General features: G+C 54.6%; 23 protein-coding genes. 6 read left to right on the top strand and 17 right to left on the bottom strand.

What is annotated here, in order from left to right:
- Window positions 1–19: 19 nt before the first annotated feature.
- From GW579_RS18600 to bioH, 9 genes are all read right to left on the bottom strand, one after another.
- Window positions 20–646, bottom strand: a complete 627-nt coding sequence (locus GW579_RS18600) for a malonate decarboxylase holo-ACP synthase (protein ID WP_165060973.1) — start codon at window positions 644–646, stop codon at window positions 20–22.
- 16 nt (window positions 647–662) lie between these two features.
- A complete protein-coding gene (locus GW579_RS18595) occupies window positions 663–1,625 on the bottom strand; it encodes an AEC family transporter (protein WP_165060971.1) in 963 nt (320 codons plus the stop codon).
- Window positions 1,626–1,815: 190 nt separating this feature from the next.
- Window positions 1,816–2,631, bottom strand: a complete 816-nt coding sequence (mdcE, locus tag GW579_RS18590; protein WP_152327544.1) for a biotin-independent malonate decarboxylase subunit gamma — start codon at window positions 2,629–2,631, stop codon at window positions 1,816–1,818.
- Window positions 2,628–3,470 (bottom strand): biotin-independent malonate decarboxylase subunit beta, encoded by an 843-nt coding sequence (locus GW579_RS18585; protein WP_152327545.1) that lies wholly within the window; start codon window positions 3,468–3,470, stop codon window positions 2,628–2,630. Before GW579_RS18585 ends, mdcE begins: the two co-directional genes overlap by 4 nt.
- Entirely contained in the window at window positions 3,460–3,762 is a 303-nt protein-coding gene (locus GW579_RS18580; RefSeq protein WP_165060969.1) for a malonate decarboxylase subunit delta, read from the bottom strand. Before GW579_RS18580 ends, GW579_RS18585 begins: the two co-directional genes overlap by 11 nt.
- 44 nt (window positions 3,763–3,806) lie before the next feature.
- The gene (locus tag GW579_RS18575) at window positions 3,807–4,664 is read right to left on the bottom strand and encodes a triphosphoribosyl-dephospho-CoA synthase (protein WP_165060968.1); all 858 of its coding nucleotides are present in this window, start codon (window positions 4,662–4,664) and stop codon (window positions 3,807–3,809) included.
- A 5-nt stretch (window positions 4,665–4,669) separates the two neighbouring features.
- Complete coding sequence (gene mdcA, locus GW579_RS18570) at window positions 4,670–6,331, bottom strand: malonate decarboxylase subunit alpha (RefSeq protein WP_165060966.1); 1,662 nt, start codon at window positions 6,329–6,331, stop codon at window positions 4,670–4,672.
- Between the two features lie 301 nt (window positions 6,332–6,632).
- Window positions 6,633–6,902, bottom strand: coding sequence for a YdgH/BhsA/McbA-like domain containing protein (locus tag GW579_RS18565; protein ID WP_112288668.1), 270 nt, complete (start codon window positions 6,900–6,902; stop codon window positions 6,633–6,635).
- 229 nt (window positions 6,903–7,131) lie between these two features.
- Entirely contained in the window at window positions 7,132–7,902 is a 771-nt protein-coding gene (gene bioH / locus GW579_RS18560; RefSeq protein WP_165060964.1) for a pimeloyl-ACP methyl ester esterase BioH, read from the bottom strand.
- Window positions 7,903–7,965: 63 nt separating this feature from the next.
- Here bioH and gntX point away from each other — a divergent pair, with 63 nt between their 5' ends.
- A complete protein-coding gene (gene gntX / locus GW579_RS18555; RefSeq protein ID WP_152327550.1) occupies window positions 7,966–8,655 on the top strand; it encodes a DNA utilization protein GntX in 690 nt (229 codons plus the stop codon).
- Between the two features lie 97 nt (window positions 8,656–8,752).
- Complete coding sequence (gene nfuA / locus GW579_RS18550) at window positions 8,753–9,328, top strand: Fe-S biogenesis protein NfuA (protein WP_112288671.1); 576 nt, start codon at window positions 8,753–8,755, stop codon at window positions 9,326–9,328.
- A 66-nt stretch (window positions 9,329–9,394) separates the two neighbouring features.
- Here the strand turns inward: nfuA and malQ are convergent, their stop codons facing one another.
- The 8 genes from malQ to ulaA form a co-directional block, all read right to left on the bottom strand.
- Window positions 9,395–11,476, bottom strand: coding sequence for a 4-alpha-glucanotransferase (gene malQ / locus GW579_RS18545; RefSeq protein WP_165060962.1), 2,082 nt, complete (start codon window positions 11,474–11,476; stop codon window positions 9,395–9,397).
- Window positions 11,477–11,484: 8 nt separating this feature from the next.
- A complete protein-coding gene (malP, locus tag GW579_RS18540; protein ID WP_165060960.1) occupies window positions 11,485–13,899 on the bottom strand; it encodes a maltodextrin phosphorylase in 2,415 nt (804 codons plus the stop codon).
- A 153-nt stretch (window positions 13,900–14,052) separates the two neighbouring features.
- Window positions 14,053–14,742: an L-ribulose-5-phosphate 4-epimerase gene (locus GW579_RS18535; RefSeq protein ID WP_165060959.1), complete on the bottom strand. Its 690-nt coding sequence runs from the start codon at window positions 14,740–14,742 to the stop codon at window positions 14,053–14,055.
- Window positions 14,739–15,599 carry an L-ribulose-5-phosphate 3-epimerase gene (locus tag GW579_RS18530; protein WP_165060957.1) on the bottom strand — a complete coding sequence of 287 codons (861 nt, stop codon included), beginning with the start codon at window positions 15,597–15,599 and terminating at the stop codon, window positions 14,739–14,741. The genes GW579_RS18535 and GW579_RS18530 overlap by 4 nt, the downstream gene beginning before the upstream one ends.
- 10 nt (window positions 15,600–15,609) lie before the next feature.
- Window positions 15,610–16,266, bottom strand: a complete 657-nt coding sequence (locus tag GW579_RS18525) for a 3-keto-L-gulonate-6-phosphate decarboxylase UlaD (RefSeq protein WP_152327555.1) — start codon at window positions 16,264–16,266, stop codon at window positions 15,610–15,612.
- A 25-nt stretch (window positions 16,267–16,291) separates the two neighbouring features.
- Entirely contained in the window at window positions 16,292–16,762 is a 471-nt protein-coding gene (gene ulaC / locus GW579_RS18520) for a PTS ascorbate transporter subunit IIA (RefSeq protein ID WP_152327556.1), read from the bottom strand.
- A gap of 10 nt (window positions 16,763–16,772) precedes the next feature.
- Complete coding sequence (ulaB, locus tag GW579_RS18515; protein ID WP_165060955.1) at window positions 16,773–17,081, bottom strand: PTS ascorbate transporter subunit IIB; 309 nt, start codon at window positions 17,079–17,081, stop codon at window positions 16,773–16,775.
- A 14-nt stretch (window positions 17,082–17,095) separates the two neighbouring features.
- Window positions 17,096–18,499 carry a PTS ascorbate transporter subunit IIC gene (ulaA, locus tag GW579_RS18510; RefSeq protein ID WP_165060951.1) on the bottom strand — a complete coding sequence of 468 codons (1,404 nt, stop codon included), beginning with the start codon at window positions 18,497–18,499 and terminating at the stop codon, window positions 17,096–17,098.
- Window positions 18,500–18,904: 405 nt separating this feature from the next.
- Between ulaA and ulaG the strand changes: the two genes are divergently transcribed.
- The 4 genes from ulaG (at window position 18,905) to GW579_RS18490 (ending at window position 22,591) form a co-directional block, all read left to right on the top strand.
- Window positions 18,905–19,969 carry an L-ascorbate 6-phosphate lactonase gene (gene ulaG, locus GW579_RS18505; protein ID WP_165060948.1) on the top strand — a complete coding sequence of 355 codons (1,065 nt, stop codon included), beginning with the start codon at window positions 18,905–18,907 and terminating at the stop codon, window positions 19,967–19,969.
- A 122-nt stretch (window positions 19,970–20,091) separates the two neighbouring features.
- Window positions 20,092–20,847: an HTH-type transcriptional regulator UlaR gene (ulaR, locus tag GW579_RS18500; protein WP_104923682.1), complete on the top strand. Its 756-nt coding sequence runs from the start codon at window positions 20,092–20,094 to the stop codon at window positions 20,845–20,847.
- 83 nt (window positions 20,848–20,930) lie between these two features.
- The gene (gene glpE / locus GW579_RS18495; protein WP_104923683.1) at window positions 20,931–21,251 is read left to right on the top strand and encodes a thiosulfate sulfurtransferase GlpE; all 321 of its coding nucleotides are present in this window, start codon (window positions 20,931–20,933) and stop codon (window positions 21,249–21,251) included.
- 149 nt (window positions 21,252–21,400) lie between these two features.
- The gene (locus GW579_RS18490; RefSeq protein ID WP_165060945.1) at window positions 21,401–22,591 is read left to right on the top strand and encodes a trans-sulfuration enzyme family protein; all 1,191 of its coding nucleotides are present in this window, start codon (window positions 21,401–21,403) and stop codon (window positions 22,589–22,591) included.
- Window positions 22,592–22,681 lie beyond the last annotated feature (90 nt).

Genomic DNA, 22,681 nt, shown 5'->3' with positions numbered 1-22,681 from the left:
TTGCTTCTTTTGGCCGGGTTCAGTCGGCTGACAGTTGCCACGGGTCACGCACCCGTCGCGGGCCTGATGCTGTTTTCAGCATCACCTCGCCACCCCGCAGCCATTCGCTGAGGGCAAATCCACCCTGAGGTGTATTAATCTGGACATCGGCGCGGCAAGGCAGCCGCTGAAGCTGGTCGAAAAAATCAGAGAACCGGGAGGCGTCCACCGGTGTGTCGCAACGCACCAGCAAATCCAGATCGCTGCCGGCGTGCATCACCGGCAGATCACTGACCAGCGCGTAGGCACAGCTGCCGGTCACGCCCCACGGGAAAGGAAGTTTCAGGCTGCTTAACGTGATCAGCGCCTGCACCGGTTGCTGTGAAACAAACGGCGAATGCAGTAAAACGTTAACGTCGCTGACCAGCGATTCGGGCGTGACAACCCGGACCACCGCCGCCGGGTCAACCCAGGCGGCGGCGCGCTGAATACGTGTCATGCCGCGAATACCCACCGGAACAGCACCATCAGCACGCATATCACGACGCACCACCAGCGGCAGCGACGTGCGCCAGCCGGTGTTTACCCACGCGGGTAACGTGTCGTCGTTTTGCAGCGCTGAACGGTCGCTTATCCAGACAAAATCATGGGCACGCGGGTCACACATATTCACTCCTTTATGCTTAGTGAAGCGCGGCTGTCAGGGAAATAAACAGCGGCAATGTCACGATACACAACACGGAACTGATCAGCAGTGAAGCTTCTGCATCCGGAGACTGAACGCCGAAACGGTTGCCGAACACGATACCGAAGAAACCGGCAGACAGCGCAATCATCAGGATTGCGGTCACCGCCACCTGACCACTCAGGCCGAACGCCAGAACCAGACCCCAGGCGATAAACGGCTGAACCAGGTTTTTCGCGACGCAGGACAACAACACCGGACCGTTAATTTTCAGCTTACGGGCTGACAGGATAACACCGGTCAGGAACAGCGCAGACGCGGTCGCTGACAGGCCCAGCGGTTTGATTGATGCCAGGAAGATTTCCGGCATTTTAATGCCAAATGCCGCCAGAATCACACCCAGAAGCGGTGCCCAGACGATCGGTTTCTTCACTGAACGCCACATCAGAACCGGCAACAGTGCCAGAGATGAACCCTGATTTTCGCCGCTCAGACGCGCTTTTTCACGTTCCAGAATCAGCAGGCAGAACGGTGTCATCAGCACGGAACCGCAGGCAATAGAAACCGCGACGGACAGTGAAGTTGACGGCGCGTCGCCCATCACGCTGCTCAGGATCGGCAAACCGAGCGCCGCATAGTTTGGCAGTGCGACGGTCAGCGTCAGGACAGCAGCATCCTGCGGAGATTTCTTGAACACTTTGGTGCACACAAAATAAATCGCCGCATAGGTGATCCACATCGCCAGCACCAGCACCAGAATCAGCGGTGACTGTTCGACAATGCCGGACCACGGCGTTTGTACGGTCGCTGCAAACAACGCAGCGGGTAAAGCAAAATCCATCACAAATATATTCAGTAAAGAGACGTTCTGGTTATCCACCATTTTCGCTTTCCCGGCATAAAAACCGAGGATCATGATGACGAAAATAGGGGCAAGCGCGTGCAATATTACGTAAGTCATAGCGTTTTTCCTGAGGCAAATTGAATGCTCAGTCGGCGCCGGTGCGATGTTTTTTTAAGTATGACAGTCCAGTTGCAGACAACAGCAGATCCTCGCCCTGACCAAAATGTCAGGGCGGAACCCGCAATGCGGCTGCGTCACGCTGTTTGCAGGTGCGTTACCGGTTGAGACTGAAAGTTTTGTTAATGAATTACCATTCCTGACGCATCAGCTGGCGAACGCGCTGCGAACTTGCGCGGTTTTCTGCACCCAGACGGTTGCTGAGGCTAACGCCTTCTTTGCGGGCGTCCTGGATGTTCTGCCAGACAGCGTTTTGTACGCTGGTGATGTCGTCGGGCGTTGCACTGTCCGGGTTTGCGATGTCGAGTAATTGCGACAGCAGCCCCAGAGTGGCGTAGTTTTCGATGTCATAAGCCATCGGCGGGATGGTTGCTGCCAGTTTTTCCAGCGCATCCACAGAGCGTAACGTGATGCGCGCGGCGGATTCTTTCCCCATCGCATGGATCATGACGCCGTTGTTTTTGAAGGCGATCAGCTTGTTGGCCTGATAACCGTGCGCCAGAAACGCACCAGACATCGCTTTACCCACAATCAGACCGACCACCGGATGTCCGGCCAGACGGGCTTTGGCGTAAGCGCCTGCGGCACCGGCCAGCGCCTGATGAATACCAAACGCTTCTTCGCGACGGCCATAAGCCTGACTTGGCACATCAATCACTGCCACGATGGCGCGTTTGGTGTCGGAGTTCTCATCAGCGGCAATGGCGTCGTTAACGACTTTTGCCAGCGTCCAGCCTTCCAGCAGACCGACTTCACCGCCCGCTGCACGCGGATACTGATTATTTTTATCCGGCACGACCGTAATGAAACGGACAGCCTGATCGTTGAGTTTGCCATCGGCGGCTTTCACCGAAGGGCAAAGACCGCTGACCGGAGTAGCCTCTTTGGTCAGTTCGGCAAACCAGTAATCACCCCGGCTGACGACGTTGTTATTGAAAGTGCTCATGCGCGATCCTCCCGGTTAAACAGGGCTTCCGTCACTTCACGGCTGGCCTGCTGCGCGGTGTCAAAACCGGTCAGTTTTGGCAGGTAATAATCATAATTATCAGAACGATGTGTGGCCGGAACGCCTTTTTTGATGAAGCCCAGTACGCTGGATTTCACCTCAGCGAGAGAATCTTTCACCAGCGCATCGACAAAGCCGCTGTGATAGCGCACTTCGCCACCGGTCATGCTCCAGATAAACGGACGGTCGCGGGAATCGTATTCATCGATACCGGCTTCCTGCTCGATAACCTGCGGACCGTTCAGACCCAGACGGGCTTCGCGGGTCACAATCAGATAACTACACAGCGCAGCGGCAATCGACATCCCGCCAAAGCAACCGACGGTACCGGCCACCACGCCAATCACCGGCGTATAGCGGCGTAAATCGACAATTGCAGCGTGAATATCCGCGATCGCCGCCAGCCCCAGGTTGGCTTCCTGTAAACGCACACCGCCGGTTTCGAGCAGCAGAACCGCCTGCGTCGGAATGCCGTTGCGGTTATCTTCTGCGGCCAGTTCCAGCGCAGCGGCCATTTTGGCACCGGACACTTCGCCCATACTGCCGCCCTGGAAACTCCCTTCAATGGCGACCACCACCGCGGGCTGACCGTTAATCTGGCCTTTCGCCACCACCATGCCGTCGTCGGCCTGCGGGACGATGCCCTGCGGTTCCAGCCACGGAGACATCACGCGTTCGAACGGCCCGAGCAGTTCGCGGAAAGTGCCGGCGTCCAGCAATTTGCGGGCGCGCTGACGGGCGCTCAGTTCGATAAAGCTCTGATCAGTATCAGTTGGCATTTTCAGCCTCCTCAAAGACCTGTTCGATACGCAGACGGGCAACCCCTGGTGTGGCGCCAAAATCATTAATGTCCAGACGGCCTGCCGGTAATTCACGCAGGGCGTTCAGACGGTCGAAAAAGTGCTGCCACAGGCTGTGGCTGCCATCGACGGAGGTTGTGACAATAATTTTCAGCTCAGTTGCTGCTTTTGGTTCATACAGCGCTTCTAAATCGCCGGAACCCACCACGCCAGCTTCGGCGCGGCCTGGCAGCGCTTTTGCCGCCGGGTAGTTAAATTCAAAACGTTCCATAACACCTCTTTGTACTGATGTTAGTTAATTCGTATCCGGTTCAGTCAGGCCACGCTCACGCGGTCGAGAAACAGGGTGGCAGCCAGTAAATCGGCGGCACCGCCGGGCGATGCGTTGTCGGCCAGCATCCGCTGTTCGAGATGGCGCAAGCGTTGTTTGCCTGCCATTGTGCTGGTGCCACCGGCTTCCAGTACCGCCCGTGCGCCCTGATGCATGGCTTTGAGCGCCGGCAAACCGCCGCGTGACAGCACGCAGGTATCGGCAAGCGTGGTCATCACCGCCAGTAAGGCATCGACCTGTGCTTCGCTTTCGCCCGCACCGCGTGTCCGGCTGTGATGGAGCTGCGGCAGCGCCCGCTCAATAATGTGCGGAAAACCACTTTGTGCTTCTTCACGGGCACCCGGCACCTGATAACGCTGCACGGCGTGCGAACCTTTACTGAATTTTTTCGGGCTGAAAGCGTCGGGTAACGCCGCAATTTTCGCAGCGCGCTGCGCAATAGTTTGCGGCAGCAAAGCTTCCGGCTGCATGGCGACGGCGCTGACCAGCAACCCCATCGCCCAGATAGCGCCCCGGTGAGTATTCACTCCGCCGGTTTCGGCCATCATCTGTGCTTCACCGGCACGACCTAAACGGCCCACTTCCTGACGCAGGGCGATATCCGCCGGGCGCTGCCAGCTGTGTAAGGCCAGCAAATAGAAAGTGGATGTCAGGCTGCGCGCCGAACGCACCATCAGGTCCAACGTTAAATCCTGATGTGCGCCGGAACTCCGGCTGTCTACCAGCCCCGGTTTCGGGCTAAGCCGCGCTTCGTCGATCAGCGCCTGCGTCGCCGTTTCTGCCAGCCTTTCAGCCAGTTCTTCCGCTGTCAGTACAGCGCCAATCGTTAAAGTTTGCGGCATCGTGATTACCAGCTGCGGAATTTGGCGGGCGGGTTATACAAACCGCCGGACCAGTCGACCAGTTCGCTCACGCTGCCAGCCGCCAGTAAAGAGCGGGTGGCGTCAGTGCGGCGAATTCCCATGTCTTCCGGGAAGACCACCAGTTCCTGACGGCGCAGGTCGGCGACGCGTTTGGCGTCAACGCCCAGACCAATGTCAGTGATACCGGCAACCGCAGCGACCATCGCCCGGCGTTCTTCCAGAGAACGGGCGCGGTACAGATAGGCGATCCCCTCTTCGGTCAGCACGTGCGTCACGTCGTCGCCGTAAATCATCACCGGTGCCAGCGGCATTCCGGATTCTTTACCCACATCGACCGCTTCGAGTTTTTCAACGAATGTCGGTTTACCACCGGCCTGGAAGGTTTCCACCATCTGTACGACCAGTTTTTTACCGCGCGCCATCGGATCCGGCTCTTCAATCATGTCGAGCCAGGCTGGCGTGGAGTGACGACGACCGTGCGGGTCATGGCCCATGTTCGGTGCGCCACCGAAACCGGCCAGACGACCGCGGGTGACGGTGGACGAGTTCGCCAGACCATCGACCTGCAACGTTGAACCGATGAACATATCGACCGCGTACTGGCCTGCCAGCTGGCAGAACGCACGGTTGGAACGCATGGAACCGTCAGAGCCGGTGAAGAATACGTCCGGACGGGCGCGGATATACTCTTCCATCCCGAGTTCGCCACCGAAGCAGTGAACGGTGTCGACCCAGCCGCTTTCAATAGCCGGGATCAGCGTCGGATGCGGGTTAAGCGTCCAGTGTTTACAGATTTTGCCGCGCAGGCCGAGCTGTTCGCCGTAAGTCGGCAGCAGTAGTTCGATAGCCGCGGTGTTAAACCCGATACCGTGGTTCAGCGACTGCACGTTGTGTTTGGCGTAAATGCCTTTGATCGCCATCATCGCCATCAGTACGTGGACCGGTTTAATCAGACGCGGGTCGCGGGTGAAAAGCGGTTCGATGAAGAACGGCTTATCGGCGACGACCACGAAATCGATCCAGTCGCCCGGAATATCAACGCGCGGCAGGTCGGTTTCTTCATCTACCAGTTCGTTGACCTGCGCAATGACGATACCGTTTTTAAAGGCCGCGGCTTCGACCAGCGCTGGCGTATCTTCGGTGCTTGCGCCGGTATAAAGGTTACCTTTGCGGTCTGCTTTAAAGCCGGCGATCAGGGCGATGTTTGGCACCAGATCGACGTAAAGACGAGAATACAGTTCGATGTACGTGTGGATCGCGCCGATTTCCATCTGACCATCTTCAAGCAGTTGCGCGATACGCAGGCTTTGCGGGCCGGAGAAAGCGAAATCGAGCTTGCGGGCGATGCCGCGTTCGAAGAGATCCAGATGTTCAGCACGGCTGACGCTCGGCATGATCATATGTAAGTCATGCAGCTTTTCAGGGTTCACTTTTGCCAGTGAACGGGAAAGAAAGTCAGCTTGTTTTTGGTTGTTACCTTCCATCACCACGCGGTCACCGGAGGCAATCAGCGTTTCAAGGACAGGAATAATTTTATCAGTGGGTAAAACTTTACCCTCGGCCACGGAACGGACACTGTCGATACGCCGTTGTTTTTCGCTGCGGCGGGTGTCCCACACTTTCGTGGTCTGCGGATGTTGCGGCATGCCAAACCTCCCTGGGTTGAGCTTGCTGAAGATTTCCCGACGTGATGAAACAAAGAGGACGGTGGGAAGTTCAGTCAAGTGGCGGTTGCATCACAATTGACCTGTTTAATTAGCGTGTTAAGTGTAGGAAGCGGTGAGATAACCATCAATGAAGGCGGCGGACACTTCGTTACTCTGAGAGTAACGATTGAAGGGAATTCTTTAAAAACAGTTTGATACAAAACAAAGAATGAGAGGTATCCCTCAAAAACAGGTGAAAAAAAGGGATGCGCATGGCATCCCTTTTTTGCAGATAAGAAGATTATTTGAAAACTTCTGCGGTCGCAGTGATTTTCTTTTTCTCCTGCGCGGCGATCACGACGTAGTATTTCCCGCCTTTTTCATCAGCCAGTTTGGACAGCTCATCTTTAGCATCCATTGGCGCAGTGTATTCATTGCTGGTTGTTACCACGCCCAGGCTGGTGTAACCCTTATCTTTAGCTTCTTCTTTGGTGATCATCTCTGCGGCCATTGCGTTCACAGAGAACAAACCTGCCAGAACGGCTGCAATAATAATTTTATTTGATTTCATGACATTACCTCTAAATTGGATGAATAGTTTTGAAAGAAAGCAGTCAAGATATGAACGGCAGGTGAATCTGTGCTGGCACGAACCTTCCTGGTCAACCACCAGATTTCTCCCCAGAGACACAAACGGGCGATGGAAAATTTCCCCCTCTCACCTCCGGCATCTATCGGCTTAAGTATTAGTCACCCTTGGGAATTAGCCAGAATTTTGACAAATATTTTTACATTGGTTTTCAGTCTGCAATCAGAAAGCGTTCGACAATTTCACAAAAAGCATCCGGGTGCGAGATAAAGGGCGCATGGGCTGCTTTTTCAATGATTTCCGAGTGAGAATCAGGCAGTAAAGCATCCAGTAACGGCACGATTTTTCTCGGCACCAGCCCGTCGAGCGCGCCGTAAATACGCAGTACCGGCAAGGTCAGCGTCGTCATTGACTGACGTAAATCGGCTGTACGTAAAATCTCCAGCCCACCGTTGAGCACTTCTGCGGGCGGCATTGGCAGATTCAAAACAATTGATTTCAGCAAACGGGCATCCTGACGGGCGCTGTTGCTGCCGAGGGTCTGCAACGCCAGAAAACGCTCGACCGTACGCTGAAAATCTTCACTAAGCTGATGCTGAAAACCCTGCAACACATCGGGGCGGATACCCGGCCAGTCTTCGTGTGCGGTAAAGCAGGGCGAAGACGCCACGGTAATCAGTTTTTCCACGCGCTGCGGCGCGCTCAGCGCAATCTGGCTGGCGACCAGTCCGCCCAGCGACCAGCCCACCAGCGAAGCCTTTTGCGGCATGGCAGACAGTACCAAATCAGCCATTTCTTCCAGCGTCAGCGCCCCAAAACCTTTACTGCGGCCATAGCCCGGCAGGTCGATCAGGTGCAGACAAAAATGCGGCGCAAGTCGCTCCGCCGTGTAACGCCAGACCCCGGCGTTCAGTCCCCATCCGTGAAGCAGCACAAGATGGCGATCTCCTTCGCCGATTGTCTCCCGGTAAAGCGTATTCATAGCGTATTGTCCGTGTCAGTCTGATTGTTCAATCCATAAAAATGGCACAAGGAACCCGCCGCTATGCTAACAATTGCCAGCCGCTGTTGGCTATGTCAGTGTCCGCTCCATCTGGCGATACAGGGCATTTGCAGTCTGTGCCTCAGACATTTGCCCGCCGCACCGCCCTGCTGCCCGCGCTGTGGATTACCCGGCACCGGAGGTAATCTCGATTGCGGCCGCTGCCTGCTGAAACCGCCGCCGTGGGACGCACTGGTTTTCGCCAGCCCGTATGAACCGCCGGTCAGCGGGCTGGTGCTCCGGCTCAAATTCGCCAACCTACCTGAGCTGGACACCACGCTCGCGCGCCTGTTTCTGCTGCGCTGGCTGCCGCGCTGGCGGTCCGGTAATCTGCCGCGTCCGGATATCCTCCTCAGCGTACCGCTGCATCAGAAACGTTATTTCTCCAGAGGCTACAATCAGAGTGAATTACTCGCCCGGCCGCTGGCCCGCTGGCTGCACTGCGAATATCGCCCGTACGCCCTGAGCCGCGACCGGCGCACCGTGCCGCAGCAAAGCCTGAGCGAGCGGGAAAGAAAGTGGAATCTGCGTAAAGCATTTACCTGCCATGCCGATTTGCGCGGTAAAAACGTGATGCTGCTTGATGATGTGGTGACCACCGGCAGCACGGTGCGGGAAATCAGTAAAATGCTCATTAATCAGGGAGTTGCTTCAGTGCAAATCGCGTGTATCTGCCGGACATTACAGACATGAGCACGTGCTGCTAACACTCTGGCAACGGGAAGGGTGACGGGTAAAAGCAAAGGGCGTATTATAACCAACTAGAGTAGTCAACTATTGAGCGAATGTTATGATCCTTATTACCGATGCTGCCCAAGAGCACTTTGCCAAATTGCTGGCAAGCCAGGAAGAAGGCACCCAAATCCGCGTATTCGTGATCAATCCCGGTACGCCGACCGCAGAATGCGGTGTCTCCTATTGCCCGCCTGACGCCGTAGAAGCGACGGATACCGAACTGAAGTTCGAGAAACTGTCTGCTTTCGTCGATGAATTAAGCGCGCCTTATTTGCAGGATGCGGTGATCGACTTCGTCACCGATCAGTTGGGTTCCCAGCTGACGCTGAAAGCGCCTAACGCTAAAATGCGTAAAGTGTCTGACGATGCGCCTCTGATGGAACGTGTTGAATATCAGTTGCAGTCGCAGATTAACCCGCAGCTGGCCAGCCACGGCGGTCGTGTGTCCCTGATGGAAATCACCGACGACGGCATCGCAGTTCTCCAGTTCGGCGGCGGTTGTAACGGTTGTTCTATGATTGATGTCACCCTGAAAGACGGCATCGAGAAAGAGCTGCTGCAAAACTTCCCGGAACTGAAAGGCGTTCGCGATCTGACCGAACACCAGCGCGGCGAGCACTCTTTCTACTGATTAACCGTTGATCAGACAGAATGTAAAAAGCACCCTTCCGTTGGGTGCTTTTTTTATGGTTGCGGATTAAGAAGTACCTTTGCGTCGGCGGTCCAAATCCGCCAGCAGCAGATTAATGTGCTCATCGCTGAACAACGCTTCCAGCGTGTGCGTCAGTTTTCGCCGCCAGTTGGGATATTCAGTATTCGTGCCGGGCACGTTAACTGGCGTCGACATATCCAGCCAGTCTTCCGGTTGCAGCCCGAGCAGCGCACTGGCGCTGTCAGCCAGATAACGTTGCAGACCGCGGTTAAGCACCGACGTCATCGGCATGCCTGCTGCGGTTTTGCTGGTCGCTTTCGGCACGCATCCTGTCCGGTGCAACGCGTCCAGCAAACCCTGCTTACTGTGCTCGCGCTCCCCGCGCAATTTCTCCAGCACCTGCGGGTCCGGATAAACACCCAGCGACGCACCGAGCGTTAAATCTCCGCCTTCCCAGTAGCCGCGCAACGTCGGCAGATCATGCGTGGTCACTGTCGCCATCGCCTGCGAAACGTAATCTTCCGGCGGTCGATAGACGAAGTGTTTATCGTGCTCGAAATACAGTACTTTGTAGGAATACACGCCGCTGTCGCGCAGGCTGGCGACAATTTCTTTCGGCACGGTCCCCAGATCTTCACCAATCACCATGCACTGGTGCCGCTGACTTTCCAGCGCCAGCACACCGAGTAAATCTTCCAGCGGATAACGGACATACGCGCCATTCCCCGCCTCCTGATCCGCCGGTATCCACCATAAACGCAGTAACCCCATCACGTGATCGATACGCAGCGCCCCGCACTCCGCCATATTCGCGCGCAGCAAATCGATAAATGGCTGATAGGCACGGGCTTTCATTTCATGAGGATCAATGGGTGGAAGCCCCCAGTTTTGCCCCTGCGGCCCCAGAATATCCGGCGGCGCGCCAATCGTCGCATTCAGACAATACAACGACGGATCTGACCAGGTTTCCGCACCACCTTCCGCCACGCCAACCGCCAGATCACGGTATAAACCCAGCGGCATATCCAGCTCCACACTGCGCTGATAACACACAGAAAATTGCGTATGTGCCAGCCATTGCAGCCACTGGTAGAACTCAATTTCACCGGCATAATGCTGGCTGAATTCCGCCACATCCGCCCCTTTGGCGTCACGATAAGCATCGGGCCATACCGGCCAGCCCCACAATCCCAGATCTAAATCCCGCAGATGAACATGCAGCGCATCGAACAGCGCCTGCTGGCGCAAACTTTCGCCGCCCAGCAACACAAAACGACGGAAATCCCGCTTGCGCTGGCTGGCTTCCGGCTGTTCGCCAAAGAGCGGCCACGCCAGTTTCAGCGCATTTAATTTCAACCGCATCACCAGCGGATAATCGACAAACTCGGTGCTGCGCGCCTGCAACAACGCATCTCGCGTCTCGATGGAATGCCACCAGCTTTGCGCCAAATCGCTGGCGATAAATTCTTCCACCGCATTCACGTCGATGTACGCCAGATTCAGCCAGCGGCGTGACGACGGGCTGTACGGGCTGGCGCTGAGAGGATTGGCCGGATACAACGCGTGTATCGGGTTCAGCCCGACGAACGCGCCGCCGCGCTGGCCAACTTCTTCCACCATTTTTTTCAGATCGCCAAAATCGCCGACGCCCCAGTTATTTTCCGACCGCAGCGTGTACAACTGAACCGTCGCACCCCACAGTTTTTTACCTGCCAGCAGCGCGGGCGGCTCATAACAGCGTGGCGGCACAACAATAATCCGGCACGGCCAGATTCTACCGTTTTGCGATAACGTCAGTTGATGGTAACCCGTGGGCAATCCGGCGCTGAGATTCAGAACCTTGCCAACCTCAACGGTTCCTTCGGTCTGGTCGCCGTTTTCAAGCGTGAACTGCCAGCAAAATGCGCCGCAGCCCTCCGGGGTTAGCAGCACTTTTTTGCCTTCCGTAAACACTTTTACCGCAGGCAAAGGCGTTACCTCGGGCACATCTTCCGGATCACGCCCCATGGCCGCCAGCAGCGATGCCCTCGTTTCGTTGGACACCGTTTCTACTTCATCGGACATATTGATAAAGCTGTCTAAAATACCTGCCCGGCGCGCTGCCTCAACAAGTTGCTTATCCTCCATGCCTGCTCCTAACGTTTTGCCTGCCAGATGCGCTGCTGATAATCGCGGATTGAACGGTCTGCGCTGAACATCCCGACGCGCGCGGTGTTAAGCAGCGTGCGGCGCGTCCATTCGTCAGCGTTACGGTACAATTTATCGACCTGTTTTTGCGCTTCGCAATACTGAGCAAAATCCGCCAGAACCAGATAGGGATCGCCGCCATCGAGCAAGCTGTTGAGCATCAGATCGAAAGCCTTTTTATCGCCGTTGGCATAAAAACCGCTGGCCAGTTCGTCGAGAATCGCCTTGAGATGTTTGTCTTTTTTCACCACGGCTTTCGGCTTATAGCCTTTCTTCAGCTCAGCTTTTACTTCATCAACGGTCAGGCCAAAGATGAAAATATTGTCTTCGCCCACCTGCTCGGCAATTTCGACATTCGCGCCGTCCAGCGTGCCGACAGTCAGCGCGCCGTTAAGCGCCAGCTTCATATTGCCGGTGCCCGACGCTTCTTTACCGGCAGTAGAAATCTGCTCGGAGATATCCGCCGCCGGGATCATCAGTTCCGCTACCGACACGCAATAATCCGGGATGAACACGACTTTAATACGATCGGCGACGATCGGATCGTTGTTGATCTTCTCCGCGACCTGATTGATCGCATAGATAATATTTTTGGCGAGGTAATAACCGGGCGCGGCTTTAGCACCGAACAGGAAAACGCGCGGCACAATGTCGAGCTTCGGATTATCGCGGAGCTGCCGGTACAAGGAGAGAATGTGCAGCAGATTCAGATGCTGACGTTTGTACTCGTGCAGGCGTTTTATCTGCACATCGAAAATGGCGTCAGGATTGAGGCGGATCCCCATGCGCTGCCAGACGTATTCCGCCAGCCGCACTTTGTTGTCATGCTTGATTTTGCGGTACTGCTTGCAGAATTTTTTGTCTTTTACGCCGTCTTCCAGACCTTTCAGCAGATCCAGATTATTCACCCAGGAATCCGTTTTCAGGCGTTCATCAATCAGCGCGGAAAGCGCCGGATTACACTGTTTCAGCCAGCGGCGCGGCGTAATGCCATTGGTCACGTTGTGGAATTTTTGCGGCCACAGCTGATGATATTCCGGGAACAAATCTTTCACCACCAGATCCGAATGCAGCGCCGCCACCCCGTTTACCGCAAAACCGGCCACCACGCAGAGATTCGCCATCCTTACCTGTTTGTCGTGATGTACGGCCAGTTTCGCCCAAACCGCTTCATCGCCCGGCCAGGTTTTACTGACCAGTTTTTTGAAGTTGGTGTTGATTTGTTTGATGATTTGGAAATGTCGCGGCAGCAGGCTGCGCACCAGACTTTCGTCCCAGGTTTCCAGCGCTTCCGGCATTAACGTGTGGTTGGTATACGCAAACGTGCGGCTGGTGATGTGCCAGGCATCGTTCCAGCTCAGCTGGTGCTCGTCGAGCAATACGCGCAGCATTTCAGGAATGGCGATGGTCGGGTGCGTATCATTAAGCTGGATGACTTCATAATCCGGCAGCTCGCTGATTTTGCGACCCAGGAAATGATGACGCCGCAGGATATCGGCCACCGAGCAGGCGCACTGAAAATACTGCTGCATCAGGCGCAGGCGTTTACCGGCCTGATGGTTGTCATTCGGATAGAGCACTTTGGTGAGTTTGGCAGCTTCGATGCCCTGCTGTTCCGCTTTCAGGAACTCGCCGTCATTAAACTTCTCCAGATCAAACGGATGCGGATGCGTGGCTTCCCATAAACGCAGCGGCTGCGTAATTCCGTTGCGATACCCCATAACCGGTAAATCCCAGGCTTCGCCGCGCAGCGTAAATTCGGGTTCCCAGCGGGAAACTCCCTGATCGTTCTTTACGATTTTCCCGCCAATGCCAACATTCACCGCCAGCGAACTGTTATGGCGGAACCACGGATATTCACTGCGGTGCCAGTCATCCGGCGACTCTTTTTGTTTGCCATCAACAAAGCGCTGACGGAATAAACCGTACTGATAGTTCAGGCCATAACCGGTGCCCGGTTGCCTGACCGACGCCATCGCATCGAGATAACAGGCCGCCAGACGCCCGAGCCCGCCGTTACCGAGCGCCGGATCGATTTCTTCTTCAAGCAGGTCTGTCAGGTTGATATCAAACTGCTCAAGCGTGCTGGCAATTTTTTCGTACCAGCCGAGATTAATCAGGTTATTACCGGTCAGCCGCCCGACCAGAAACTCCATCGAGATGTAGTTAACGTGGCGGGTGATCTTTTTACTTTTCCTGCTCACGGATTCATTTTGCGGCGGGAGTTGTTCAGCCACGGCGGCGCTAACCGCGTGCCACCATTGATGCCGGGTCATGTCCCTGGCTGAAGTAAGTCCAAATGCTTGCCACTGGCGGGTTAGCGCCGCCAAAAAAACATCCTGCTTGAGCGTGATTTTCGACATAGGGCAGTCTCTTTTCTGTCAGTGGGGACGGAATGTTTCCGTGAGAAAAAGCCTGATTGCGGTAAAAAGTGTGATCCCAATACACTTATGTATAAACCCTATGTCGAAAAAATGCTCACTGCCGTTTGTTTCGAAAACTTTTTAAGGCCATTTTTATTTTTGCCCGTAATAGGCATCCGGCCCGTGTTTTCGGCTGAAATGTTTATGCATAAGGTAATCATCCATCGGGGTCTGGTTGCGCCGGATTGAACCAGTGATCCACGCCATTTTGGCGACTTCTTCCAGCACCACGGCGTTGTGAACCGCCTGTTCCGGCGTGGCTCCCCAGCAGAACGGGCCATGCTGGGCGACCAGAATGCCCGGCATATGCAGCGGATCAATGCCCGTCAGCGCAGCGGCGATCACTTTGCCCGTTTCCAGTTCGTATTCTCCGTTCACTTCATGGCGCGACAAAGGCCGCGTACAGGGGATCTCACCGGCAAAATAATCCGCATGCGTGGTGCCTAACGCGGGGATCGCAACGCCAGCCTGCGCCCACGACGTCGCATGGGTCGAATGGGTGTGCACGATGCCGCCGAGTTCAGGGAAACGGGCGTAAAGTTCAAGATGCGTGGCGGTATCCGATGACGGTCTGTAGCGCCCTTCCACCACTTCACCGCGCAAATTCACGACCACCATATCGGTGGCCTGCATTTTTTCGTATTCCACACCACTCGGTTTGATGACCACCAGCCCGCGCTTGCGGTCGATGCCGCTGACGTTGCCCCACGTAAAGGTCACCAGACCGTACGCAGGCAGCGCCATATTGGCTTCAAATACGCGTTGTTTCAGTGCGTCCGTCATGCCATTTCCTCCATATTCAGCCCGGCCTTCTGCATTTTATCCACCACCCAGGCGCGCGCGTTGCGCACTTCCTGCATCGGATCGGCGGCGGTTTCACTCCACATTTCGATGAGATAAGGCCCGCGATAGCCGCTTTTCTGTAGCGTTTCGAAGCAGCGCTCAAATTCCACGACGCCGCTGCCGAACGGTACATTTTTGAATACGCCCGGCTGCGTATCTTTAACGTGTACCGCGACGATATGTCCGGCACCGCTTGCCAGTTCCATCTGCACGTCGTTGTCCCAGGCGGATAAATTGCCGATGTCCGGATACAGCTGGAACCACGGGTTATTCAGGTAATGCGTATAGCCCAATGCTTTGCTGATTGAATTCATCAGCGGGTAATCCATGATTTCCATCGCCAGCGTGACCTGCGCCCGGCTGGCCATTTCGACCGATTCCTGCAAACCGGCACGGAAACGCTCACGGGTATGATCGTTGGCCTGCTGGTAATAGACGTCATAACCGGCGAGCTGAATGACACGGATGCCTAAATCCTGCGCCAGCACGATGGCTTTACGCATGATTTCCAGCCCCTGATTACGGGTTTCATCGTCTTCAGAGCCCAGCGGAAAACGCCGGTGCGCGCTCAGGCACATCGACGGAATGCGGATGCCCGTGCGCGAAATCGCATCCACTACGTTCAGTCTCTGCCCGCGTGACCAGTCAAGCCGCGCCAGCCGGTGATCGGTTTCATCCACCGACATTTCGACGAAATCAAAACCCAGTTCTTTCGCCAGCGTCAGGCGCATCAGCCAGTCTTCACCCGCAGGCAAAGCTTTTTCATAGATACCGAGTGGAACGGCTTTGTGCATCATGCGATTTTCCTTAACCCCAGAGCTGGCTGATGGATTTTTTGAACTGACGCGCCGCGTCTGCCGGGTCTTTCGCGTCACGGATACTGCGCCCGGCAATGAAAACGTGTACCGGAATGTCTTTGAACAGCGGCAAATCTTCCAGCGCCAGACCGCCGGTGATCGTGACTTTAAAGCCCATATCGGAAAGACGTTTGATCGCCGTAATATCGGCATCGCTCCACGCCACACCGGCAGCCTGTGCGTCACGGCTGCGGTGATAAACCACTTGCCGGATACCTGCGTCATGCCATTCCTGCGCCTGTTCCCACGTCCAGTAACCGGTCAGTTCAATCTGCACGTCACCGCCAAATTCTTTTGCTACTTCCAGCGCACCTTTGGTGGTGTTGATATCGGCGCAGCAAATCACGGTGACCCAGTCGGCGTTGGCTTCAAAACACATGCGCGAGAGAATTTTCCCGGCATCAGCAATTTTGGCATCGGCCAGCACGATTTTCTCCGGATACAGCGCTTTCAGATCACGCACCGCACGCACGCCTTCTGCGACACACAAAATAGTGCCGACTTCGATAATGTCGACTTCGCTGGCGATAAGACGCGTGGTTTTGTAAGCATCGTCCATCGACTGGTTATCCAGCGCCACCTGCAACATCGGTAATGAATGAGACATAATGAATTCCTTCTCTGCTAACGAATTAGTTAACCGCCGTGGCGGAAGTCTGGTCGATCAAATCCAGTACCTGCTGCGCGGTGGTGCAGGCGCGCAGGCGGTCAAAATTGGCTTCATCTTCAAACAGGTTCACCACCTGCATGATGCCGACTTCCTGATGCGCGCTGGCATCCACAGCAGCCAGCGTGATCAAGATATCCACCGGATCGTTATCTTCATGGTTGAACACCAGCGGCTTTTTCAGGGTCACCAGCGCGAAACCGGTTTTGAGTACACCTTCTTCCGGGCGGCCATGCGGCATCGCCAGTCCCGGCGCTATGACGAAATAGGGTCCGAACTTTTTGACGCCATCCAGAATTGCCTGGTAATAACGCGGCTCAACCACACCGGCGTCCACCAGCATATCGACGCCAATTTTGACCGCTTCCTGCCAGGTTTCTGCCTCCGCGTTCAGACAAATCGAGTTATTCTCGGCCAGCGAATCTCGCAGTTTCATTGCACGCTCCTTACTTTTTCAGCGACGTTGGGAAGTGAGCATTAATGACTTCCATCACTTTCGGTCCGAAATCCGCCGCCAAGAGCATGTTGCGTACACCGACGACGTATTTGTTGCCGCTGACGGTGATTTCGTCGGCGACGTGCGTGGACGCGACAATAATGTCCGCGCCGCTCAGCTCAGATTTGTACTCACCGACCGCGCAGCTGTTCATGGTGTGATCCACGCCTTCCTGTATCAGAAACTGCCCGATCTTCATCTTCATGATCATCGAACTGCCTTGCCCGCAACCGCAAACTGCCAGAATTCGTACTGTCATGGGAACCTCGTTAATTAGTGAGTAGTGGACTCATTAAGAGCTTGTTTTTCGGCATCTTCTTCGGCGCGAAGCGTGCGACCGGCGAAGAACATATACAGCACCGCGATTACGGCAATAACGCCCATGAAGGCCATGCCAACGCTAAAGAATCCCTGCATCATTGGCGGTGCCAGAATTGACCAGTCGGCCATGCCCATCCAGGCGCTGAGGCCGGTCAGTTTGATGGCCCAGACGCAGCCGAAGATTTCGATCATCCCCATCACCAGACAAATTTTCAGTGCGGCACGCCAGCCACCGAAGTGGTTCGCGAATACGCCGATGGTGGCGTTGGAGAAGAACATCGGGATAAAACCGGGAATAATCATGATGGAAGAACCCACGCCAAACAGAATGGCGACGGCAATCAGCTGGCCGATGGTGCCCCACATAAAGCCCCAGACCACAGCGTTTGGCGCGAAGCTGTAAATCGCCGCACAGTCGATCGCCAGAACAGCACCAGGAATTAAGCGTTGGGAAATCCCGTTAAAGGCTTCCGTCAGTTCAGCGACGAACATACGCACGCCCTGAATAATGATGAAAATGGCAACCGCAAACATCAGGCCGGTTTGCAGGATGTAAATTGTCCAGTGGGTTTTACCGGCCATTTTCTGCAACGTATCAAGACCGAACGAGCAGAGGATAATGCCGAAGAACACGGTCATCACGATGGCGGTGGAAACGATATTGTCGTGGAAAATATTCAGCCAGCCGGGCAGTTTGAGGTCTTCAACACTGTCCTCTTTCTTACCGAGATACGGTGCGATTTTGTAAGCAATCCATGACGCAAACTGCTGCTGGTGCCCGATAGAAAAACCACTGTTTTCCGTTACGGACTGCGTCGGTTTGTACATCATATTGGAGGTGATCCCCCAGTACAGCGAAACCAAAATCGCCGTCGACCAGATGGTGGTCCACATCGGCCAGCCGATGATATAGAAGAAGACGGCGATCAGACCCGCCTGCTGGAACATGATGTGGCCCGTCAGCATGATGGTGCGGATGCCGGTAATGCGGCGGAAAACCACCATCAGGATGTTCAGTGCGAGCGCGATAAGCACCGCGTAGCCGACCCAGCTGTAGGCATCGCCCATGCGTTCGACCGTTGCCATCATTGAGGCATAGGTATCTGAAATAGCACCGTTAATTCCGTAGACTTCAGAAAGTTTCGCCACCACAGGTTTAAATGTGCCCGTCAAAATTCCGGATCCCGCCTGCAGTAACATAAAACCGATGATGGTTTTGATGGTGCCTTTGATGATAACCGTCGCGCTCTTTCTGAGCAGGATGTAACCGAGCATAGTTACAAGCCCCAGCAATAACGGCGCGTTGGTCATTACCTGATTAAAAAAAACGGTAAAGAGGGTGTAGAGGAATTCCATATAACTCTCCGTCTGACCTTGTTTGATCTCTTCAGCGCAGGACTCTGCACGTAAAAGTGAGGGACAGACGAACTCTAATGCTCACATTGAATCAGATAAAGATTCACAATGATTATTTGTGAGCGGTCTCGCAAGATATCGTCATCCCTCTTTTTCACGCACAAACAGATAAACTCATATTTATTATATTTATCAAATAAATAAATAGATTATTTTATTACCTGCACTTCCTGCTTATTCAGAGAGCCTGTCTTCAGCGTGTCCGAAACCATTCAAAAATCGTCGATTAAAATCATTGTCACGGCAAAATTTCGATGATAAATTCCTCACCATCAAATCATATTTAATCATTAAATGATTTGTTATGATTTAATCATTCAAACCAAACTCACATGAGGGAATACAATGAGCAAAGTAGAAACGATCAGTCGCGAATCCTGGATCCTCAACACTTTCCCGGAATGGGGCACCTGGCTGAATGAAGAAATCGAGCAGGAAAAAGTCGCGCCAGGCACTTTTGCGATGTGGTGGCTGGGCTGCACGGGGATCTGGCTTAAATCTGAGGGCGGCGCGAATATTTGTGTCGATTTCTGGTGTGGCGTGGGCAAGCAAAATCACAGCAGCCCGCTGATGAAAACCGGCCACCAGATGCAACGCATGGCAGGCGTGAAAAAGCTGCAACCAAACCTGCGCACCACGCCCTTCGTGCTGGATCCGTTCGCGATCAGAGAGATCGACGCCGTATTGTCCACCCACGACCACAACGATCATATTGATGTCAACGTCGCGGCAGCCGTGATGCAAAACTGCGCTTCCGATGTGCCGTTTATCGGCCCGCAAACCTGCGTGGATTTGTGGATTAGCTGGGGCGTGCCGAGAGAACGTTGTATCGTGATGACGCCGGGAAAAGTGGTGAAAATCAAAGATGTGGAAATCCACGCGCTGGATTCTTTCGACCGCACCGTTCTGATCACCCTGCCTGCGGACCAGAAAGCGGCTGGCGTTCTGCCGGACATGATGGATCAGCGTGCGGTAAATTATCTGTTCAAAACGCCGGGCGGAAACCTGTATCACAGCGGCGATTCACATTATTCCAACTACTACGCGAAACACGGCAACGAGTACAAAATTGACGTCGCACTCGGCTCCTACGGCGAGAACCCGCGCGGCGTGACCGACAAAATGACCAGCGTCGATATGCTGCGTATGGCAGAATCACTGAATACAAAAGTCGTGATCCCGTTCCACCATGATATCTGGTCGAATTTCCAGGCCGATCCGCAGGAAATCCGTGTGCTGTGGGAGATGAAAAAAGACCGTCTGAAATACGGCTTCAAGCCCTTTATCTGGCAGGTTGGCGGCAAATTCACTTATCCGAATGACAAAGACAATTTTGAATATCACTACCCGCGTGGATTCGAAGATTGCTTTACGACAGACACCGACTTGCCGTTTAAATCCTTCCTCTAAAGCATTGTGAGAAAAGGCGGGGACTATTCTCTCCGCCCTTTCAGAATCAATGTTATTCGCATTACTGCTCGTTTATAATCACGCGGTAATCATCTACTTTCGGATATCCCCGCGGAGACACTATGACAGAGCCACAACGCCACAACGCCATCCTTGATCTTTTGCAGCGTCAGGGTCAGATTTCTGTCGCTGATGTCATTGATCATTTTGATATTTCTCCGGCCACCGCGCGTCGTGATATCACTAAGCTCAACGAGTTGGGGAAATTGCGTAAAGTGCGTAACGGCGCTGAAGCCGTTAACCAGCCTCGCCAGAACTGGACTCCGCTTAATATTCACCAGACCCATAATCTCAACGAAAAAATGCGTATCGCCAAAGCTGCGGCCGAATTGTGCCAGCCGGGTGAAAGCGTGGTGATTAACTGCGGCTCGACAGCGTTTTTGCTGGGGCGCGAGATGTGCGGAAAAGACATTCAGGTGATCACTAACTATCTGCCGCTGGCCAATTACCTGATTGAGCAGGAACACGACAGCGTGGTGATCATGGGTGGTCAGTACAATAAAAGTCAGTCGATTACGCTGGCACCGCAGGATGGCGATGCGAGCCTGTACGCCGGGCACTGGATGTTTACCAGCGGCGCAGGGCTGACCACCGATGGCCTGTATAAAACCGATATGCTGACCGCAATGGCAGAACAGAAGATGCTGAATTACGTCGGAAATCTGGCGGTGCTGGTCGACAGCAGTAAAGTCGGGCAACGGGCAGGTATGCTGTTCAGCCGCACGGAACAAATCAATGTGCTCATCACCGGCAAAGAAGCCGACGGCGAAATTATCGAAAAATTACGCCTCAAAGGTGTGAAGGTGATTCTGGTTTAGCGCTTTTCCCCTGTAGTTTGTCTGGTCTTGATAAGCCAATAATTGGGTAGAATGGCGGAATCATCTTTTAAGAGGCACCTCCGATGGAACAATTTGAAGCAATCAGCGTTGAACAGGCGCATACCCGCCTGAAATCCGGCGAAGCAGTTATGGTCGATATTCGCGACCCGCAAAGTTTTGGCGCAGCACACGCGCCCGGCGCATTCCATCTGAGCAATGAAAGCATGCGCGCCTTTATGGAACAGGCCGATGCCAAAACGCCGGTTCTGGTCATGTGCTATCACGGCATCAGCAGCCGTGGTGCCGCACAATTTCTGATTTCTCAGGGTTTCGAATCGGTGTACAGCGTTGACGGCGGCTTTGAAGCCTGGTCACAAACCTTCCCGCAAGATATCGAAGCCTGATCCCCCTCCCTCCGGCGCAGACTATAGTCTTATAAACCGAGTCTTTATAACCAGGCTATCTGGTTTGCGCCGAAAATGTTCTTAAGCCGAAAAAGCTACCGTTCTCCAGTGTTGATATAATTTCCGCCTACTATCGACAGGATTTCAAGATGAAACAACTGAACAAAACACGTTCTTTGGGTATGCGTACGCTCGCCGTTCATGGTGGCCAGCAGCCGGATGCCCAGACCGGTGCCGTCGCGACACCGATTACCGCCTCTTCCGCGTTCTCCTATCCGGATTTTGACAGCGGCGCACGTCGTTTCAGCGGGGAAGAGCCGGGCTATATGTACAGCCGTTTTGCTAACCCGACGGTGACCGTTTTTGAACAAAAACTGGCCGCGCTGGAAGGCGCAGAAACCTCCGTGGCTTGCGCAAGCGGCATGGCGGCGATCAGCGCAACATTATTTGCCCTGCTGGTGCCGGGGGATGAAATCATTCATGTCGGTACGCTGTACGGCGGGACAGAAGGTGTGGTACGTAATCTTCTGCCACGTTATGGCATCACACCAGTACACGTCGCGAACGTCAGCGAACTGGAAGGCGCATTCACAAAAAACACCAAAGTCGTGCTGGTTGAGACACCGGCAAACCCGGGTCTGGACATTGCCGATCTGGCAGAAATCGCGCGTTTATCCAAAGCAGCTGGCGCAATCAGCGTGGTGGATAACACCTTTGCGACGCCTTACCTGACACGTCCGCTGGCGCTGGGCATCGATATCGTTCTGCACTCGGCGACCAAATACATCAGCGGTCACGGCGATGCGACCGGCGGTGTAGTGGCCGGTTCTGCGGCATTAATTACACCAATCCGCACGCTGAGCCTGAAACAGTTCGGTGGTTGCCTGAGCCCGTTCGAAGCCAGCTTGCTGATCCGCGGGCTGAAAACTTTGCCATTGCGCGTGGAAGCCAGCTCACTGAGCGCACAGGCGGTAGCGGAATTTCTCGACAGTCACAACGCAGTGGAAACGGTATTTTATCCCGGGCTGCCGGAACATCCGGGCCATGCCATCGCAGCGCGTCAGATGAAACTGTTCGGCGGGATTATGGCAATTGAGCTGAAAGGCGGGCTGAACGCCGCACGGACTTTCCTCGATAAGCTGAACATCATCACGCAGGCGGTTTCCCTGGGAGATACCGATTCGCTGGCCTGCCATCCGGCCTCAACCACTCACAGCGCCGTCGCGCCTGAAGTCCGCCGTCAGAGCGGGATTACCGACGGGCTGGTGCGCATCAGTATCGGTATCGAAGACACCGACGACCTGATTGCCGATCTGGAACAGGCGCTGGAAGGGTTGTAAGTTCCCGATATTTGCAGCACCGTCATCCGGCGGTGTTGCAAAAGACTTCGATCCCTATCACATCACTGCAATTTTTCTGTTTCAGCTAAT

Origin of the sequence: Rahnella contaminans, assembly GCF_011065485.1 — a bacterium.
Taxonomy (GTDB): domain Bacteria; phylum Pseudomonadota; class Gammaproteobacteria; order Enterobacterales; family Enterobacteriaceae; genus Rahnella; species Rahnella contaminans.
Note: the sequence above shows the minus strand (reverse complement) of the source record. Positions and strands in the feature narration are given on the sequence as shown.

Excerpts from the sequence above, each read along its gene's own strand:
- GW579_RS18525 (WP_152327555.1), bottom strand. The coding sequence starts at position 16,266 with ATGTCTCATTCATTACCGATGTTGCAGGTGGCGCTGGATAACCAGTCG.
- GW579_RS18535 (WP_165060959.1), bottom strand. The coding sequence starts at position 14,742 with ATGACGGACGCACTGAAACAACGCGTATTTGAAGCCAATATGGCGCTG.
- ulaR (WP_104923682.1), top strand. The coding sequence starts at position 20,092 with ATGACAGAGCCACAACGCCACAACGCCATCCTTGATCTTTTGCAGCGT.
- nfuA (WP_112288671.1), top strand. The coding sequence starts at position 8,753 with ATGATCCTTATTACCGATGCTGCCCAAGAGCACTTTGCCAAATTGCTG.
- ulaA (WP_165060951.1), bottom strand. The coding sequence starts at position 18,499 with ATGGAATTCCTCTACACCCTCTTTACCGTTTTTTTTAATCAGGTAATG.
- malP (WP_165060960.1), bottom strand. The coding sequence starts at position 13,899 with ATGTCGAAAATCACGCTCAAGCAGGATGTTTTTTTGGCGGCGCTAACC.
- bioH (WP_165060964.1), bottom strand. The coding sequence starts at position 7,902 with ATGAATACGCTTTACCGGGAGACAATCGGCGAAGGAGATCGCCATCTT.
- GW579_RS18580 (WP_165060969.1), bottom strand. The coding sequence starts at position 3,762 with ATGGAACGTTTTGAATTTAACTACCCGGCGGCAAAAGCGCTGCCAGGC.
- GW579_RS18600 (WP_165060973.1), bottom strand. The coding sequence starts at position 646 with ATGTGTGACCCGCGTGCCCATGATTTTGTCTGGATAAGCGACCGTTCA.
- glpE (WP_104923683.1), top strand. The coding sequence starts at position 20,931 with ATGGAACAATTTGAAGCAATCAGCGTTGAACAGGCGCATACCCGCCTG.
- GW579_RS18565 (WP_112288668.1), bottom strand. The coding sequence starts at position 6,902 with ATGAAATCAAATAAAATTATTATTGCAGCCGTTCTGGCAGGTTTGTTC.
- GW579_RS18595 (WP_165060971.1), bottom strand. The coding sequence starts at position 1,625 with ATGACTTACGTAATATTGCACGCGCTTGCCCCTATTTTCGTCATCATG.
- malQ (WP_165060962.1), bottom strand. The coding sequence starts at position 11,476 with ATGGAGGATAAGCAACTTGTTGAGGCAGCGCGCCGGGCAGGTATTTTA.
- mdcA (WP_165060966.1), bottom strand. The coding sequence starts at position 6,331 with ATGCCGCAACATCCGCAGACCACGAAAGTGTGGGACACCCGCCGCAGC.
- ulaG (WP_165060948.1), top strand. The coding sequence starts at position 18,905 with ATGAGCAAAGTAGAAACGATCAGTCGCGAATCCTGGATCCTCAACACT.
- GW579_RS18575 (WP_165060968.1), bottom strand. The coding sequence starts at position 4,664 with ATGCCGCAAACTTTAACGATTGGCGCTGTACTGACAGCGGAAGAACTG.
- GW579_RS18585 (WP_152327545.1), bottom strand. The coding sequence starts at position 3,470 with ATGCCAACTGATACTGATCAGAGCTTTATCGAACTGAGCGCCCGTCAG.
- gntX (WP_152327550.1), top strand. The coding sequence starts at position 7,966 with ATGCTAACAATTGCCAGCCGCTGTTGGCTATGTCAGTGTCCGCTCCAT.
- GW579_RS18530 (WP_165060957.1), bottom strand. The coding sequence starts at position 15,599 with ATGATGCACAAAGCCGTTCCACTCGGTATCTATGAAAAAGCTTTGCCT.
- mdcE (WP_152327544.1), bottom strand. The coding sequence starts at position 2,631 with ATGAGCACTTTCAATAACAACGTCGTCAGCCGGGGTGATTACTGGTTT.
- ulaC (WP_152327556.1), bottom strand. The coding sequence starts at position 16,762 with ATGAAACTGCGAGATTCGCTGGCCGAGAATAACTCGATTTGTCTGAAC.
- GW579_RS18490 (WP_165060945.1), top strand. The coding sequence starts at position 21,401 with ATGAAACAACTGAACAAAACACGTTCTTTGGGTATGCGTACGCTCGCC.
- ulaB (WP_165060955.1), bottom strand. The coding sequence starts at position 17,081 with ATGACAGTACGAATTCTGGCAGTTTGCGGTTGCGGGCAAGGCAGTTCG.